The 16,715-nt window shown below is 63.3% G+C and carries 13 protein-coding genes; 5 read left to right on the top strand and 8 right to left on the bottom strand.

The window, feature by feature from the left end; genetic code table 11:
* Nucleotides 1-43 precede the first annotated feature (43 nt).
* From xdhC to xdhA, 3 genes are all read right to left on the bottom strand, one after another.
* Entirely contained in the window at nt 44-889 is an 846-nt protein-coding gene (xdhC, locus tag B2U07_RS02980) for a xanthine dehydrogenase accessory protein XdhC (RefSeq protein ID WP_275544741.1), read from the bottom strand.
* A gap of 209 nt (nt 890-1,098) precedes the next feature.
* Nucleotides 1,099-3,495, bottom strand: a complete 2,397-nt coding sequence (xdhB, locus tag B2U07_RS02975) for a xanthine dehydrogenase molybdopterin binding subunit (RefSeq protein WP_275544742.1) — start codon at nt 3,493-3,495, stop codon at nt 1,099-1,101.
* Nucleotides 3,496-3,557: 62 nt separating this feature from the next.
* On the bottom strand, nt 3,558-4,997 hold the full coding sequence (xdhA, locus tag B2U07_RS02970) for a xanthine dehydrogenase small subunit (RefSeq protein WP_275544743.1): 1,440 nt from the start codon (nt 4,995-4,997) through the stop codon (nt 3,558-3,560).
* Between the two features lie 413 nt (nt 4,998-5,410).
* On the opposite strand from xdhA, the gene B2U07_RS02965 reads away from it, so the two are divergent.
* The 4 genes from B2U07_RS02965 to ligA all read left to right on the top strand — a co-directional run bounded on the left by B2U07_RS02965 (nt 5,411) and on the right by ligA (nt 13,064).
* A complete protein-coding gene (locus tag B2U07_RS02965) occupies nt 5,411-6,070 on the top strand; it encodes a GntR family transcriptional regulator (protein WP_275544744.1) in 660 nt (219 codons plus the stop codon).
* A gap of 6 nt (nt 6,071-6,076) precedes the next feature.
* Nucleotides 6,077-9,565 carry a chromosome segregation protein SMC gene (gene smc, locus B2U07_RS02960; RefSeq protein WP_296275704.1) on the top strand — a complete coding sequence of 1,163 codons (3,489 nt, stop codon included), beginning with the start codon at nt 6,077-6,079 and terminating at the stop codon, nt 9,563-9,565.
* Between the two features lie 213 nt (nt 9,566-9,778).
* Nucleotides 9,779-10,603, top strand: a complete 825-nt coding sequence (zipA, locus tag B2U07_RS02955) for a cell division protein ZipA (RefSeq protein ID WP_296275701.1) — start codon at nt 9,779-9,781, stop codon at nt 10,601-10,603.
* 100 nt (nt 10,604-10,703) lie between these two features.
* Complete coding sequence (ligA, locus tag B2U07_RS02950) at nt 10,704-13,064, top strand: NAD-dependent DNA ligase LigA (protein WP_296275699.1); 2,361 nt, start codon at nt 10,704-10,706, stop codon at nt 13,062-13,064.
* A 457-nt stretch (nt 13,065-13,521) separates the two neighbouring features.
* Here ligA and B2U07_RS02945 read toward each other — a convergent pair whose 3' ends face one another.
* The 5 genes from B2U07_RS02945 to B2U07_RS02925 form a co-directional block, all read right to left on the bottom strand.
* The gene (locus tag B2U07_RS02945; protein WP_275544748.1) at nt 13,522-13,890 is read right to left on the bottom strand and encodes a glutaredoxin; all 369 of its coding nucleotides are present in this window, start codon (nt 13,888-13,890) and stop codon (nt 13,522-13,524) included.
* Between the two features lie 181 nt (nt 13,891-14,071).
* Entirely contained in the window at nt 14,072-14,617 is a 546-nt protein-coding gene (gene folE / locus B2U07_RS02940; protein WP_197858260.1) for a GTP cyclohydrolase I FolE, read from the bottom strand.
* A gap of 86 nt (nt 14,618-14,703) precedes the next feature.
* Entirely contained in the window at nt 14,704-15,261 is a 558-nt protein-coding gene (locus B2U07_RS02935) for a Smr/MutS family protein (protein ID WP_024307779.1), read from the bottom strand.
* Nucleotides 15,262-15,371: 110 nt separating this feature from the next.
* Complete coding sequence (locus tag B2U07_RS02930; RefSeq protein WP_296275697.1) at nt 15,372-15,686, bottom strand: hypothetical protein; 315 nt, start codon at nt 15,684-15,686, stop codon at nt 15,372-15,374.
* Nucleotides 15,687-15,767: 81 nt separating this feature from the next.
* Nucleotides 15,768-16,364 carry a cysteine hydrolase family protein gene (locus tag B2U07_RS02925; protein ID WP_275544750.1) on the bottom strand — a complete coding sequence of 199 codons (597 nt, stop codon included), beginning with the start codon at nt 16,362-16,364 and terminating at the stop codon, nt 15,768-15,770.
* A gap of 56 nt (nt 16,365-16,420) precedes the next feature.
* Between B2U07_RS02925 and B2U07_RS02920 the strand changes: the two genes are divergently transcribed.
* The gene (locus tag B2U07_RS02920; protein WP_296275695.1) at nt 16,421-16,648 is read left to right on the top strand and encodes a hypothetical protein; all 228 of its coding nucleotides are present in this window, start codon (nt 16,421-16,423) and stop codon (nt 16,646-16,648) included.
* Nucleotides 16,649-16,715 lie beyond the last annotated feature (67 nt).

The raw sequence follows: 16,715 nt of genomic DNA, 5'->3' as shown, positions 1-16,715 counted from the left end.
GCGCATCATAAAAATGGGTGTGGTGCGCATAGCGCACCAAGAATCAGGATCGGCGAGAGGCCGGTAGCAGCTTGGCCACGCTGGATTCGCCTTTCTTCACGTCCTGACCGGCTCTTTTTTCACCAAACAGGGCGTTATAGGTGGCAATTACCTCGCCGGCGATGGACACGGCGATTTCCACTGGCAGCTTGCCTTTCACCTCGGGTAGGCCCATGGGGCAGCGCATACGCGCCATCAGGGTGTCCGCGAAGCCGCGCTCGCGCAGGCGGTGCTCGAACTTGATGCGCTTGGTCTTCGAGCCGATCAGACCGTAGTAGGCGAAGTCGCCGCGCTTCAGGATCGCCGCGGTCAGCTCCAGATCGAGTTGGTGATTGTGGGTCATGACGATGTAGTAGCTGCCGGGCGGCATGTTCTCCACCTCGTCGACCACTTCGTCACCCACAATCTTCTCCACGCCGGCGGCGATGTGCTCGGGAAATTCGTTCTCCCGCGAGTCGATCCAGCGCACCTTGCACGGCAGGCTGGCGAGCAGTGGCACCAGCGCGCGGCCGACATGGCCGGCACCGAACACGGCGATCTGTGCCTGCGGCTGGCCCATGGGCTCAAAGAGCAGCACGGTGGCGCCGCCACAGCACTGGCCGAGGCTGGCGCCGAGGGAGAAACGCTCCAGGCGCGTGTCCTGGCTGTGGCTGGCGAGCATCTCGCGCGCCATCTCCATGGCCTTGTATTCCAGATGGCCGCCGCCGATGGTCTCGAAGATGCGCTCGGCGGTGACCACCATCTTCGAGCCGGCATTACGCGGCGTCGAGCCGCGTTCTTCGATGATGGTCACCAGAACGCAGGCTTCACCTTTTTGCTGCTGCTCGGCGAGGGCGCTGATCCAGCTCATTTGCTCAGCCTCCAGGAAGGCGTGGTCTGTCCCGGGCGCGGCAGGCGCCAGTTGCTCGGCGACGGATCGAGAATCGGCTCCGGCGCCGGGCGAGCGGGGCGGTTATTCGGTTCGGTGTGTTTTGTCATTGTTGTACACCTCTTTGCTTCGGGTCGTAGCCCGGATGCAATCCGGGGCAGGGTCCCCCCGGATTTCATCCGGGCTACGAATCAGGCCGGTTCGACCTCGGCAGCTTTGGCTGCCTTGCTCTGTGCTTTCAACTTGCGCATCTGCTCCACGCCCCAAAGCACGCGCTCAGGCGTGGCCGGGGCGTCGATCTGCGGCTGCACCTTGTAGTCCGCCAGGCTGGCCACGGCGTCCTTGAGAGCGCACCAGGCAGCGATGCCGAGCATGAATGGCGGCTCGCCCACGGCCTTGGAGTGGAACACGGTGTCTTCCGGGTTCTTGCGGTTCTCCACCAGCTTCACGCGCAGGTCGATGGGCATGTCGGCAATGGCCGGGATCTTGTAGCTGGCCGGGCCGTTGGTCATCAGCTTGCCCTTGGCGTTCCACACCAGCTCCTCGGTGGTCAGCCAGCCCATGCCCTGGACGAAGGCGCCTTCGACCTGGCCGATGTCGATGGCCGGGTTCAGCGAATCGCCGACGTCATGCAGGATATCGCCGCGCAGCATGCGGTATTCGCCAGTCAGGGTGTCCACCAGCACTTCCACGCAAGCCACGCCGTAGGCGTAGTAGTAGAAGGGGCGGCCTGCAGCCTTGTCGCGATCGTAGTAGATCTTCGGGGTGCGATAGAAACCGGTCGACGACAGCGAGACCTGACCGAAGTAGGCCTTCTGGATCACCTCCTCGAAGGAAAGGAAGTGGTCGCGTACGCGCACCTGGCCGTTGCGGAATTCGACATCCTCCGGGGTGACCTTGTACTCGCGCACCAGGAAGTCCACCAGGCGCCGCTTGATGGTTTCGGCCGCGTTCTTCGCCGCCATGCCGTTGAGGTCTGCGCCGCTGGAGGCCGCGGTCGGCGAGGTATTGGGCACCTTGTCGGTATTGGTGGCAGTGATCTGGATGCGCTCGATATCGACCTGGAATACCTCGGCCACCACCTGCGCGACCTTGGTGTTGAGGCCTTGGCCCATCTCGGTGCCGCCGTGGTTCAGGTGGATCGAACCGTCGGTGTAGATGTGGATCAGCGCGCCAGCCTGGTTGAGGAAGGTGGCGGTGAAGCTGATGCCGAATTTCACCGGGGTCATGGCCAAGCCTTTCTTCAGCACAGGGCTCTTGGCGTTGAAAGCGCGGATTTCTTCACGGCGCTTGGCGTACTCGCAGCTTTGCTCCAGCTCGGCGGTCATCTCATGGATGACGTTATGCTCGACGGTCTGGTGGTAGTGGGTGACGTTGCGCTCGGTCTTGCCGTAGTAGTTGAGCTTGCGCACTTCCAGCGGGTCCTTGCCCAGGCTGCGCGCGACGGCATCCATCACTTCCTCGATGGCGACCATGCCCTGCGGCCCGCCGAAGCCGCGGTAGGCGGTGTTCGAGGCGGTGTTGGTCTTGCAGCGATGACCGTTGATGGTGGCGTTGCCGAGGAAGTAGGCGTTGTCCGAGTGGAACATGGCGCGGTCGACGATGGAGCCGGACAAATCCGGCGAGTAGCCGCAGTTGCCGGCCAGGTCCATCTCGATGCCGTGCAGCAGGCCGTCGTCATCGAAGCCGACGTCGTACTCGACGTAGAAGGGGTGACGCTTGCCGGTCATGCTCATGTCTTCCATGCGCGGCAGGCGCATCTTGGTCGGTCGGCCGGTGAGGTGGGCGATCACCGCGCACAGGCATGCCGGGCCGGCGGCCTGGGTTTCCTTGCCGCCGAAGCCACCGCCCATGCGGCGCATGTCGATGACGATCTTGTTCATCGGCACGCCGAGCACTTCGGCGACCAGTTTCTGCACCTCGGTGGGGTTTTGCGTCGAGGTGTAGACCAACATGCCGCCATCTTCGGTGGGCATCACCGAGGAAATCTGGGTTTCCAGGTAGAAGTGCTCCTGGCCGCCGATATGCAGGGTGCCTTGCAGGCGACGCGGGGCGCTGGCTAGCTTGCTGGCCGAATCGCCGATGCGGTGGGTGTGGCTGGCGAGCACGAAATGCTTCTTGCGGTAGGCGTCGACCACGTCGAGCACCGGCTCCAGGTCTTCGTATTCGACGATGGCTGCCATGGCCGCCTTGCGTGCGGTTTCCAGGCTGTCTGCGGCTACTGCCAGCACCACCTGGCCAACGTACTCGACCTTGCCGTCGGCCAGCAGCGGGTCACCAGCGACCACCGGGCCGATGTCCAGCTGGCCCGGCACGTCATCCTTGGTGATGGCGATGGCCACGCCCGGAATCTCGTAGCAGGGGCTGGTGTCGATGCGCACGATGCGCGCATGGGCGCGATCGGACTGGCGCGCGTAGACGTGCAACTGGTTGGGGAATTCCAGGCGGTCGTCGACATAGACCGCTTCGCCGGATACGTGCTTGTCCGCGCTCTCGTGCTTGACGCTGCGGCCGACGCCGCTGGCCATGCCGGCGCGGAACAGGGCGGCCAGCTCTTCCTGGGATTTGTGTTCGATATGACTGGACATCTTCGCCTCCAAAACTTCGCATGCCGCCGGGCGGGCCGACAGCGGATCAATTCACTGCACGCTTACGCGTAAGCGGTAACCCGGGTTTCCACCTCGGGCGACTGCTGCTCCAGAAAGAACTTGCGCAGCAGGTTCTGGGCAGTGAGCAGGCGGTATTCCTTGCTGGCACGGAAATCCGACAGCGGGGTGAAGTCCTCGCCCAGCGCGTCGCAGGCGCGTTCGATCACGCCCGGGTACCAGGCCGAGCCGACCAGCGCCGCTTCGCAGGCGCTGGCGCGTTTGGGGATGGCGGCCATACCGCCGAAGGCGATGCGCGCGTCTGTCACCAAGCCGTCGACGATGGTCAGGTTGAAGGCCGCGCAGACGGCGGAGATGTCGTCGTCCAGGCGCTTGGACACCTTGTAGGCGCGGAACGCCTGGTTGGCCTGCTTGCGCGGCACGATGATCTTCTCGATGAATTCGGCTTCCTGGCGTGCGGTCACCTTGTAGTCGAGGAAGTAGTCTTGCAACGGCAGGATGCGCCGGGTGTTGCCCTGGCGCAGGGCAATTTGCGCGCCGAGGGCGATCAGCAGCGGCGGGGCGTCGCCGATGGGCGAAGCGTTGCCGATGTTGCCGCCCAGGGTGCCCTGGTTGCGGATCTGCAGCGAGGCGAAGCGGTGCAGCAGCTCGCCGAAGTCCGGGTACTCGCGCGACAGCGCTTCGTAGCAGTCGGACAGGGCGGCGGCAGCGCCGATTTCGATGGCGCTGTCGGTCACTTCGATGCGCTTCATGTCCTCGATATGGCCGACGTAGATCATTACCGGCAGCTCGCGATGGAACTGGGTGACCTCCAGGGCCAGGTCGGTGCCGCCAGCCAGCAGACGCGCTTCCGGATTGGCGGTGTAGAGATCGGCCAGGTCGGCCACGGTCAGCGGCACCAGGCAGCGCTTGTCGCCGCTATTGAGCTCGGCCGTCTCGCGCGGAGCGATGGTCTTGAGGCGGGCCACGGTATCGCTTTCGAAGGCATCGAACTGATCCGGCTGTTTCTGGCAGCAGGCCTGCTTGGCGGCGTCGATGATCGGGCGGTAGCCGGTGCAGCGGCACAGGTTGCCGGCCAGGGCCTCCATGGTTTGGCCTTTGTCATAGCCCGTGGAGTTCTTCTGCAGGGCGAACAGCGACATGATGAAGCCCGGAGTGCAGAAGCCGCACTGCGAGCCGTGGCAGTCGACCATCGCCTGCTGCACGCTGTGCAGCTTGCCCTGGTGCTTGAGGTCTTCGACGGTGATCAGTTGCTTGCCATGCAGGCTGGAGACGAAGGTCAGGCAGGAATTGAGGGTGCGATAGCGCACCCGCTCGCCATCGAGCTCGCCCACCACCACGGTGCAGGCACCGCAGTCGCCGGAGGCGCAGCCTTCCTTGGTTCCGGTCTTGCCGACGTACTCACGCAGGTAGTTGAGCACGGTGACGTTGGGGTCCAGGGCATGCTCTGTGCGCAGCTCCCGGTTGAGTAAAAACTGGATCAAGGACGACCTCCAGGCACTTTATTGTTATGAATCGGTGGCTCGCCGGGTACTGAGCACGCGTTGCAAGGCCCGGACGTGTTTGGCCATGGAGGCAATCTAGGGTTTTCTGACTTTTGGGTCAACAAATATTTGACTTGAAAGTCAGCTGTTTTAATGCTGCTTGGTAATCAGCCGAACAGCCTTGAGTATGCCCCCGCATTTGCGCCTTTGCGCCAGTTGACTGGCGAGGGATTGCGCATTGACGGCACGTGCTCCCTTTGCCTGCCATGCACATCGCAGCGCGTGCCGGAGGACGCTTGGCCCGGTAGCGCCCTGTGTTACACTCCGCGCTTGTTTTTTCAGCTTCCGCCCAGCCGTGGCGGGGCTCCCAGACTCGACTGCCTGCCCCTGGATCGACGCAAATAAGGAATGTCATGACGTTCAAGGCCCCGGACAGCCTCGCCGAGCAAATCGCCCGCTACCTGGCCGAACGCATCATTCGCGGTGAGCTCAAGGAGCGCGAACGCATCCAGGAGCAGAAGGTCACCCATGCGCTGAACGTCAGCCGTGGTTCGGTGCGCGAGGCGTTGCTGATTCTCGAGCGCCGCCACCTGATCGTCATCCTGCCGCGCCGTGGCGCCCAAGTCAGCGAACTGACTGCGCACCACGTCACCAGCCTTTATGCACTGAGCATCGAGTTGTACATCATGCTGGCCCGCGCGGTGATCGAGCGCTGGCAGACGGAAACCGACCTGACGCCCTTCATCGACATCCAGCGCCGCCTGCAGGACAGCCTCCAGCGCGGCGATATCGGTGCCTTCGTCGATAACAGCTTCGACGTGATGCGCGCGGCCTTTCCCTTCGCCGACAATCCTTACCTGCAGGAAACCCTGGAGAACCTGCTGCCGGCCATCAGCCGCACCTACCACCTGGCGCTGGAACGGCGCAAAGGCGAGATGGGCCAGTTCATGAACACCTTCGCCAGCCTGCTGCAGGCAATTATCGCGCGCGACCCCGTGCGTGCCCGCGAGGTGCTGCAGGCCTATGGCGAGCACAATTGCCAGCTAGTGCTGGCGACCCTGGCCGAGCGTTAAGCCCAGATGCGCCTGAAGAGCATCAAGCTGGCGGGCTTCAAGTCCTTCGTCGATCCGACGACGGTGAGCTTTCCCAGCAACATGGCGGCGGTGGTCGGCCCCAACGGTTGCGGCAAGTCCAACATCATCGACGCCGTGCGCTGGGTAATGGGCGAAAGCTCGGCGAAGAACCTGCGTGGCGAGTCGATGACCGACGTCATCTTCAACGGCTCCAACACGCGTAAGCCGGTGACCCAGGCCTCCATCGAGCTGATCTTCGACAACAGCGACAACTCGCTGGTGGGCGAGTACGCCGCCTTCGCCGAGATTTCCATCCGCCGCCGGGTGACCCGCGACGCTCAGAACACCTATTTCCTCAATGGCACCAAGTGTCGGCGCCGCGATATCACCGACATCTTCCTCGGCACCGGCTTGGGGCCGCGCAGCTACTCGATCATCGAGCAGGGCATGATCAGCAAGCTTATCGAGGCCAAGCCCGAGGAACTGCGCAACTTCATCGAAGAAGCCGCCGGCATCTCCAAGTACAAGGAGCGCCGCCGCGAGACCGAGAACCGCATCCGCCGCACCCAGGAAAACCTGGCGCGCCTGACCGACCTGCGCGAGGAGCTGGAGCGCCAGCTCGAACGTCTGCACCGGCAGGCCCAGGCGGCGGAGAAATATCAGGAATACAAGGCCGAGGAGCGTCAGCTCAAGGCCCAGCTGCTCGCCCTGCGCTGGCAGACGTTGAACCAGCAGGTCGGCAGCCGCGAGCAGGTGATCGGCGACCAGGAAGTCGCTTTCGAGGCCCTGGTGGCCGAGCAGCGCAGCGCCGATGCTGCCATCGAGCGTCTGCGCGACGGTCATCACGAACTCTCAGAGCGTTTCAACCTGGTGCAGGGGCGCTTCTATTCGGTCGGTGGCGATATCGCCCGCGTCGAGCAGAGCATCCAGCATGGCCAGCAGCGCCTGCGCCAGTTGCAGGACGATTTGCGCGAGGCGGAAAAGGCGCGTCTGGAAACCGAATCGCACCTCGGCCACGACCGCACGCTGCTGGCCACTCTGGGCGAAGAGCTGGAAATGCTCCTGCCCGAGCAGGAAATGACCGCAGCGGCAGCCGAGGAATCCGCCGCCAGCCTGGAAGAGGCCGAAACCGGCATGCACGGCTGGCAGGAGCAGTGGGACGGCTTCAACCAGCGCAGCGCCGAACCGCGTCGTCAGGCCGAAGTGCAGCAGTCGCGCATCGCCCAGCTGGAGCAGAGCCTGGAGCGCCTGGCCGAACGCCAGCGCCGTCTGAACGAAGAACTGCAGCAACTGGCGGCCGACCCGGAAGACGCCGCCATCCTCGATCTGAACGAACAGCTTGCCGCTGGCGAGCTGGAACACGAAGCGCTGCAGCTGGCCGAAGAACAGCAGGCCGAGCGCCTGCAGCAACTGCGCGAGGACCTGCAGCAAGCCGGCCAGGCCCAGCAGCAGGCGCAGGGCGAATTGCAACGGCTGAACGGCCGCCTGGCCTCGCTGGAGGCGCTACAACAGGCCGCCCTCGATCCGGGGCAGGGCGCAGGCGACTGGCTGCGCGAGCAGAACCTGCTGCAGCGTCCACGCCTGGCCGAAGGCCTGCGCGTCGAGTCCGGCTGGGAGCTGGCGGTCGAAACCGTGCTCGGTGCCGACCTGCAGGCCGTGTTGCTGGATGATTTCGCCGGCCTGGACTTCTCTGCGCTGGAGCAGGGCGAGCTGCGCCTGGCCAGTCCTGCTTCGGGTGGTGCCCGTCGCGCCGGCAGCCTGCTGGACAAGATCGAGTCGAGCCACGACCTGTCGCCCTGGCTGGCCGGCGTGCGCCCGGTGGAGTCGCTGGAGCAGGCACTGGCGGCCCGCGCGCAACTGGCCGAAGGCGAAAGCCTCATCAGCCGCGATGGCTATTGGGTGGGCCGGCATTTTCTGCGCGTGCGTCGTGCTGCCGAAGCCGACAGCGGCGTGCTCGCCCGCGGGCAGGAGCTGGAGCGCCTGCAGCTTGAGCGTGAGGAGCGCGAAGCGGCCTTGGCGCAACTGGATGAACGCCTGCTGGCGCTGCGCGACCAACAGCGTCTTCAGGAAGAACAGCGCGAGCAGCAGCGCCGTCAGGGACAGGTGCTCGCGCGGCAGCTGGCCGAGCTGAAGGCGCAGCTTTCCGCCAGCCAGGCCAAGGCCGAGCAGTTGGGCCTGCGCCGTCGTCGTCTGCAGGACGAACTGCAGGAAGCGGCTGAGCAGCGCGAGATCGAGCAGGAACAACTGGGTGAATCGCGCCTGCAATTGCAGGATGCGCTGGACGCCATGGCCCTGGATAACGAGCAGCGCGAAAGCCTGCTGGCCAGCCGTGACAGCCTGCGCGAGCGCCTCGATCGCGTGCGCCAGGAAGCGCGCCAGCACAAGGATCACGCTCATCAGCTGGCGGTGCGGGTCGGCTCGCTCAAGGCGCAGCACGATTCCACCCGTCAGGCGCTGGTGCGCCTGGAGATGCAGGCCGAGCGTCTGCACGAACGACGCGAGCAACTGTCGCTGAATCTGGAAGAGGGCGAGGCGCCGCTTGAAGAGCTGCGCATCAAGCTCGAAGAGTTGCTAGAGCGGCGCATGGCGGTGGACGACGAGCTGCGTCAGGCGCGCCTGGCGCTGGAAGATGCCGACCGCGAATTGCGTGACGCCGAGAAACGCCGCACTCAGGCCGAGCAGCAGGCGCAATTGCTGCGCAGCCAGCTGGAGCAGCAGCGCATGGACTGGCAGTCGCTCAACGTGCGGCGCAAGGCCCTGGCCGACCAGCTCGCCGAGGACAACTACGACCTGCACGGGGTGATCGCCACCTTGCCGGCCGAAGCCAGCGAGAGCGCCTGGGAAGAGGAGCTGGAGCGCATGGCCGCGCGTATCGCCCGTCTCGGGCCGATCAACCTGGCGGCCATCGATGAGTACCAGCAGCAGTCCGAGCGCAAGCGCTACCTGGATGCGCAGGACGCCGACCTGGTCGAAGCGCTGGAAACCCTGGAGAACGTCATCCGCAAGATCGACAAGGAAACGCGCAACCGTTTCAAGGACACCTTCGATCAGATCAATGGCGGTTTGCAGGCACTCTTTCCAAAAGTTTTCGGTGGCGGCAGCGCTTATTTGGAACTCACCGGCGAAGATTTACTCGATACCGGTGTAACCATCATGGCGCGGCCGCCGGGCAAGAAGAACAGCACCATTCATTTGCTCTCCGGTGGAGAGAAGGCGTTGACCGCCTTGGCGCTGGTGTTTTCCATCTTTCAGCTCAATCCGGCGCCGTTCTGCATGTTGGACGAAGTGGATGCACCGCTGGACGATGCCAACGTCGGACGCTATGCGCGACTGGTCAAGGAAATGTCGGCAACGGTGCAGTTCATCTATATCACCCACAACAAGATCGCCATGGAAATGGCCGATCAATTGATGGGGGTCACCATGCACGAGCCGGGCTGCTCGCGTCTGGTGGCAGTGGATGTCGAGGAGGCGCTGGCGATGGTGGAGGCGTGATGGCAGAGCGCCGTGGGATTAACTGAATATAGGCACAACCTTATGTTGCTCCCTGTGTAAAGTTGCCTTTCGTCGTGCTAGCTTATTGCCCACTTTTGTTACACGCGGCAAACGTCAGATAGAACATGAAGTTGGCGCCGCGTTTTATAGTCGAGTTGTGATCCGATTGATTGGATCTTTTTTTCACCAGAATTGTTAAGGGTCAGGTATTTCATGGAATTCGGTCTGCGCGAGTGGCTGATCGTTATTGGCATCATCGTTATTGCTGGCATTCTTTTCGACGGCTGGCGCCGTATGCGCGGAGGCAAGGGCAAGCTCAGATTCAAGCTCGATCGCAGCTTCGCCAACATGCCGGACGATGACAGTGATCCGGACCTGCTCAGCCCGCCGCGTGTGGTCAATCGCGACCACGAACCGCAGCTCGATGAAGAAGACCTGCCGTCGATGAGTGCCAAGGACCTGCCGCGCCGCTCGCGCAACGAGCCGCAGCAGGGTGACCTCAACTTGGCAGTCGACGAGCCGGTACCGACCTTGCTCAACCCTGTCGATGAGGTCGAGCCGAGAGAGCCGAAGAAACATGCCAAGCCAGCCGTCGATGCTGCGCCGGTGGAAGAAGTGCTGGTGATCAACGTGGTCGCCCGTGATGACTTCGGCTTCAAGGGTCCGGCGCTGCTGCAGAACATTCTGGAAAGCGGCCTGCGTTTCGGCGAGATGGACATCTTCCACCGCCACGAGAGCATGGCCGGCAACGGCGAGGTGCTGTTCTCCATGGCCAACGCGCTCAAGCCTGGCACCTTCGATCTGGACGATATCGAAGGCTTCAGCACCCGCGCGGTGAGCTTCTTCCTCAGTCTGCCTGGCCCGCGTCATCCCAAGCAGGCCTTCGACGTCATGGTCGCTGCTGCACGCAAGCTGGCCCACGAACTGGGCGGCGAACTGAAGGATGACCAGCGCAGCGTGATGACCGCGCAGACCATCGAACACTACCGCCAGCGCATCGTCGAGTTCGAGCGCCGGCAACTGACACAGAAACGCTAAACAGCAGCGGCAAGCTGCAAGCCTCAAGCTGCAAGCCACGCGCTTGGCTTGGGGCTTTTTTGTTCTTGCCGCTTGAAGCTTGTCGCTTGAGGCTTATGTGATGACCGACGCCGCCCAACGTATTTCCGAACTGCGCAACGAGCTGGACGCGCACAATTACCGTTACTACGTGCTGGACGAGCCGAGTGTGCCCGATGCCGAGTACGACCGCCTGTTCCGCGAACTGCAGTCGCTGGAGGCTGAGCATCCGGAGCTGGTCACGCCCGAGTCGCCGACCCAGCGCGTCGGCGGAGAAGCCCTCAGCGCCTTCGGCGAGGTGCGTCACGAAGTGCCGATGCTCAGCCTGGGCAACGCCTTCGAGGAGGACGACCTGCGTGCCTTCGACCGCAGTGTGCAGACCGGCCTTGGCGTGCAGGGCGGCGATTTGTTCGGCGGCGGCGCCGAGATCGAGTACAGCTGCGAACCCAAGCTCGACGGCTTGGCCGTCAGCCTGCGCTACGAGAACGGCCAACTGGTGCGCGGCGCCACGCGCGGTGATGGCAGCACTGGCGAGGACATCACCAGCAACGTGCGCACCATCCGCAACGTGCCGCTCAAGTTGCAGGGCGAGGGCTGGCCGCAGGTGCTGGAAGTGCGTGGTGAGGTGTTCATGCCCAAGTCCGGCTTCGAGGTACTCAATGCGCGGCAGGCCGAGATTGGCGGCAAGACCTTCGCCAACCCGCGCAACGCGGCCGCCGGCAGCCTGCGTCAGCTCGATCCGAAGATTACGGCCAGCCGTCCGCTGGAGTTCTGCTGCTACGGCGTCGGTCAGGTCAGCGGCGAGCTGCCGGGCACCCAGGTGGCCATGCTGCAGCAACTCAAGGCCTGGGGCGTGCCTATCAGTCGCGAACTGAAGCTGGCTAAGGGCGTCGAGGCCTGCCTGGACTACTACCGCGATATTGGTGAGCGGCGCATGAGTCTGGCGTATGACATCGATGGCGTGGTGTTCAAGGTCAACAATGTCGAGGACCAGCAACAGTTGGGCTACCGCGCGCGTACGCCGCACTGGGCCATTGCCCATAAGTTTCCCGCGCAGGAAGAACTCACCGAGTTGCTCGATGTGGAATTTCAGGTTGGCCGTACCGGTGCGGTGACGCCGGTGGCGCGTCTGAATCCGGTCAAGGTGGCGGGCGTGATGGTGGCCAACGCCACCCTGCACAATATGGACGAGGTGGCGCGCCTGGGCGTGATGATCGGCGATACGGTGATCATTCGACGCGCTGGCGACGTGATTCCACAGGTGATGGCCGTGGTACCCGAGCGTCGACCGGAAAACGCGCGTCTGGTGCACATTCCCGAGCAATGCCCGGTGTGCGGTTCAGCAGTGGAACGCACGCAACTGATCAAGCGCAGCAAGGGCAAGGAGTCGCTCAGCGAAGGTTCGGTGTACCGCTGCGTCGGTCGCCTGAGCTGCCAGGCACAGCTCAAGCAGGCCATCATCCACTTCGTCTCGCGCCGCGCCATGGATATCGACGGCCTCGGCGACAAGACCATCGAGCAATTGGTGGACGAGAAGCTGATCGGCTCGCCGGCCGACCTGTACAAGCTGACCTTCGATCAGATCATCGGTCTGGAAGGCTTCGCCGAGGTCTCCAGCAACAAGCTGCTGGCGGCCATCGAGGCCAGCAAGCGCCCGAGCCTGGCACGGTTCATCTATGCCCTGGGCATTCCCGATGTGGGCGAGGAAACCGCCAAGGTGCTGGCGCGTTCACTGGCCTCGCTGCAGCGCGTGCGACAGGCGCTGCCGCAGGTGCTGACCTATCTGCCGGACATCGGTCTGGAAGTCGCGCATGAGATCCACAGCTTCTTCGAGGATGAACACAACCAGCAAGTGATCAGCGCACTCCTGGGCGAATGCGGTCTCGAGTTGCAGGAAGAGGGCGAATTGAGCGCCGAATTCTCGGCCATCGCCACGCTTGGCGGCATGCTCGACAAGCTGAACATCCCAACTGTCGGACCCGGTGCCGCGCAGAAGCTGGCGGAGCGTTTCGGCAGTCTGGAAGGCGTGCTTGGCGGCGACTGGCTGGACATGCGTCAGGCGCTACCGGAGAGGCAGGCCAAGGCCGTACGCGAGTTCTTCGACAATGCAGGCCATGCCCAACTCGCACGCGCTGTTGAACAGCAACTGCGTGAGTTCGGCATGCACTGGGAAAGCGAGAAGAAGGTTGCCGAGGGTCTGCCGCTGGCCGGTCAGACCTGGGTGCTGACCGGCACGCTGGAAGTGATGAGCCGTGACGTGGCCAAGGAGAAACTGGAAAGCCTGGGCGCCAAGGTGGCCGGCTCGGTCTCGGCCAAGACCCATTGTGTGGTGGCTGGCCCTGGTGCCGGCTCGAAGCTGGCCAAGGCCAGCGAGCTGGGGGTTAAGGTGCTGGACGAAGCGCAGTTCCTCGACCAGCTCAAGGCGTTGGGCATCGAGGTCTAGGGCGCTGCTGTTTGCGAGCAGAGCTCGCTCCTGGAGAGGGTGCGAAGACGCGCCATCCATCGCGAATAAATTCGCGCCTACAGAGAACGCTGCAGGCGCACCGCTCATGTAGGAGCGGCTTCAGCCGCGAAGCTGTCAGCATGTGGCCGGATGGATTCCGGGCAGGCCGCTCGATCACCGCCGGATTGAGTTCGGCTTAATGTAGGAGCGAATTTATTCGCGATTCTGGATTGATCCATCGCGAATAAATTCGCTCCTACAAAAAACGGTGAAGGCGCGCCGTTTATGTAGGAGCGGCTTCAGCCGCGAAGCTGTCAGCATATGCCCGGATGTGCGCCGAGCGAGCCGCTCAATCACCGCCGGATTAAGTTCTGCTTACTGTAGGAGCGAATTTATTCGCGATTCTGTACTGATCCATCACGATTGAATTCGCGCCTACAGGCGGGCGTGCATTCGCTTAGCCAGCGAAGCGCTGATCCAGATAGGCGATGATCGCCTTGGACTCGTACAGCCAGGTGCTCTGGCCGTTTTCTTCGATGCGCAGGCACGGCACTTTGATGCGCCCGCCGTGTTGCTCGAGGGCCTGGCGATGCTCGGCATCGTTCTTGGCGTCGCGCAGTTGCACCGGCAGGTTGAGGCGGTGCAGGGTACGGCGCACCTTGACGCAGAACGGGCAGGCCTGGAATTGGTACAGCGCCAGGCCGGCCGTGGCGCGCTCGACTTCAGCTTGCGCCTCGGGGCTGCGCTTGAGCTTGCGCGGGCGGCTGATCCAGTCGCCGAACACGACCAGCTGACCCAGGCCGATACGAAGGGCTTTGAGCAACATCTTTCTAACTCCTGAACGGCACGCCGCGAGCGGTACGCCAAATGTTGAAGATCTTGTGTCCTGACTGTCCGACGCTTAGCGCCGAGAGAAAAGGGTGTCAGGAAGGCGTCGCAGGGCGACTCTCACGGCAAAATGATGACGGCCATTCACTGAAGTGAGCGGCCGTCGTCTTGAGCGGGAATCAGCGAACCAGATTGAGGAATTCGCCGCGGGTCGCCGGGTTGCTGCGAAATTCGCCGAGCATCACCGAGGTGACCATGGAGGAATTCTGCTTTTCCACACCGCGCATCATCATGCACATATGCTGTGCTTCGATGACCACAGCTACGCCGAGCGCACCTGTGACCTGTTCGACCGCTTCGGCGATCTGCCGGCTGAGGTTTTCCTGGATCTGCAGGCGGCGGGCATACATGTCGACGATGCGCGCGACCTTGGACAGGCCAAGTACCTTGCCGTTGGGAAGGTAGGCCACGTGAGCCTTGCCGATGAATGGCAGCAGGTGATGCTCGCACAGCGAGTACAGCTCGATGTTCTTGACCAGCACCATTTCGCTGTTGTCGGAGCTGAACAGCGCGCCATTGGTGACTTCTTCCAATGTCTGCTGGTAGCCGCGGCAAAGGTACTGCATGGCCTTGGCGGCACGCTTGGGCGTGTCCAGCAGACCTTCGCGGGAGGCGTCTTCGCCGAGCTGGCCGAGGATGGCGGTGTAGTGTTGTTCCAGGGACATGGAAAATCCTGTTGGGTGTCGAATGGGCGCAGGGTAGGGCGCCATTATGAGCCTGACAAGAGTGTCAGGCGTCTATGCGCGTTTCGTCACTCGTCGCGACCATCCATCATGGTGCGCTTGAGGATGATGTACACCGCGCCGGTGCCACCGTGCTTGGCCAGGCAGGAGCTGAAACCCAGCACCTGCGGATGCTGGCGTAGCCAGGTGTTGACGTGGCTCTTGATCATCGGCTTGCGCCCGTCCATGCGTACCGCCTTGCCGTGGGTGACGCGCACGCAGCGAATCTCCAGCTTGGTGGCTTCGGCGAGAAACTCCCAGAGCGTGTCGCGCGCTTTCTCGACGCTCATGCCGTGCAGATCGAGGCTACCGTCGAACGGAATCTGGCCAAGCTTGAGCTTGCGCATCTGGCCTTCCTGCATGCCGTTGGCAGCCCAGTACAGGGCGTCCTCGGCGCCGACGTCGATGACGAACTGGTCGGACAGGCCATCCACCTTGATTTCGCCCTGGCTGACAGTCGCCGCCTGGCGCAAGGTATTGAACTGCTTGCGATCGGGTTTGGGTTTGCCGGTGTCGGCGCGGTCATGCTTGAGCGGCTTGACGCCGCGCAGCTCGGCCTGGAACAGGGAAAAGTCGTCGTCTTGCATCGGTGGCTCCGCGAAACAGACGCGTATTTTATGGCCTGTCATCCCGGCGGGCCATCGTTGCGCGACGTTAAACGCCGATTGGGGCCAATTTCTCTGTTGCCTGCGGTCGGTCAGTCGCGTTTTTTCTTCAGCGAGGGTGACAGGCTCAGGTCGCTGGGTCGCCGTAGACGTCGGCGGCGCCAGAAGGCGATGCCGGCCCACAGCAGGAGCAGGCCGAGCAGCAGCAGGACGATGGCTTCGCCCGTGGAGTCGTTGAGCGTACCCAGTACCGGAGCACGGCCTGCCAGCGATGCGACGCCAGCCATCGACAGGAGGATGCCGAAGGCGGCGAGCAGGGCACCCAGGCCGGCACCGATGCGCAGGCGCCAGTGTTTCGGCTGGCGCGGACGCAGGCGGCGCGCATCGAAGTCGTCGGACAGCTTCATTCCGATTTCCTTTGGCTTATCGGCGGTATGACCGGCCGGTTTCGCTGGGGTTCCGCAGTCTGTCGGTCTTCGACCGGAAAGTCAGATCAGCGACTTGGCTTGCGGCACGAGTGTGGCGAAGTTGTCACCGAGGGCGATCATCTCGATGCGGTGGACCTCGGCGGCTGCGATCACGCTGCCATCCGGTGCGGGTAGATCGCGGGTGGCGCAGGCCGCATCGACTAGGGTGCAGCGATAACCGTAATCCTTGGCGGCGCGTACCGTGGTGCTGACGCTGGAGTGGGTCATGAAGCCGCAGACGATCAGGTCGAGATGGCCTAGGGCCTGCAGGCGATCATGCAGTTCGGTACCGGCGAAGGCGTTGGGCAGGCGTTTTTCCACGATGATTTCGCCAGCCAGTGGCGCCGCCTCCGGCAGATGACGACCGCGTGAGCCGCTGGGGTCGAGCAGACCTCCGGGAATGCCGAGGTGCTTGACGTGGACGATGTGGGTGCCGGCTGCGCGGGCGGCGGCCAGCAGGCTGGAGATCTCTGCCAGTGCAGGGTCCAGGCCGGGAAGTGCCAGTACGCCGCTGCGGTACTCTTCCTGGGCATCGATGATCAGCAAGGTCGCATTGCTCAGGCTGGCCGGTGCGTGGCCACGACCGGTGAGCTGGAACATGGTTTGCGGATGGGACATCTCGGGCTCCTGGCTGATGGTGATGATGTGCCATTGTCCGCTTGCCAGAGCGGTCTGTGAACCTCTATCTGCGCCAATGCTTGCTCAGTGCATCGCGCCGGAGCAGAATCGGAACTGCCCTGAAGGAGTTGGGGTCGTACGCAAAAGGAGTCGCCATGTCGCTTTTGTCGCAGTTGTCCCCGCATTTCTGGCTTTTGTTCTCCATCGCCGTTTCGGTCGCCGTGCTGCGCGAGTTGCGCCGCCCCGACGAGGACGTGGCGCGCAAGAAGCAAAAAGGTTCGTGAGCACTCGTTAACCCATCGTTCATGCGCTGGCTACCGCCCTGGGCTAAACTTCCGCACTTTTCATTCG

This window comes from Pseudomonas sp. UBA7530, assembly GCF_002479365.1.
In the GTDB taxonomy this organism is placed as follows: Bacteria; Pseudomonadota; Gammaproteobacteria; order Pseudomonadales; family Pseudomonadaceae; genus Aquipseudomonas.
The sequence above is the reverse complement of the archived record's forward strand: the minus strand, read 5'-3'. Positions and strand labels throughout refer to the sequence as shown.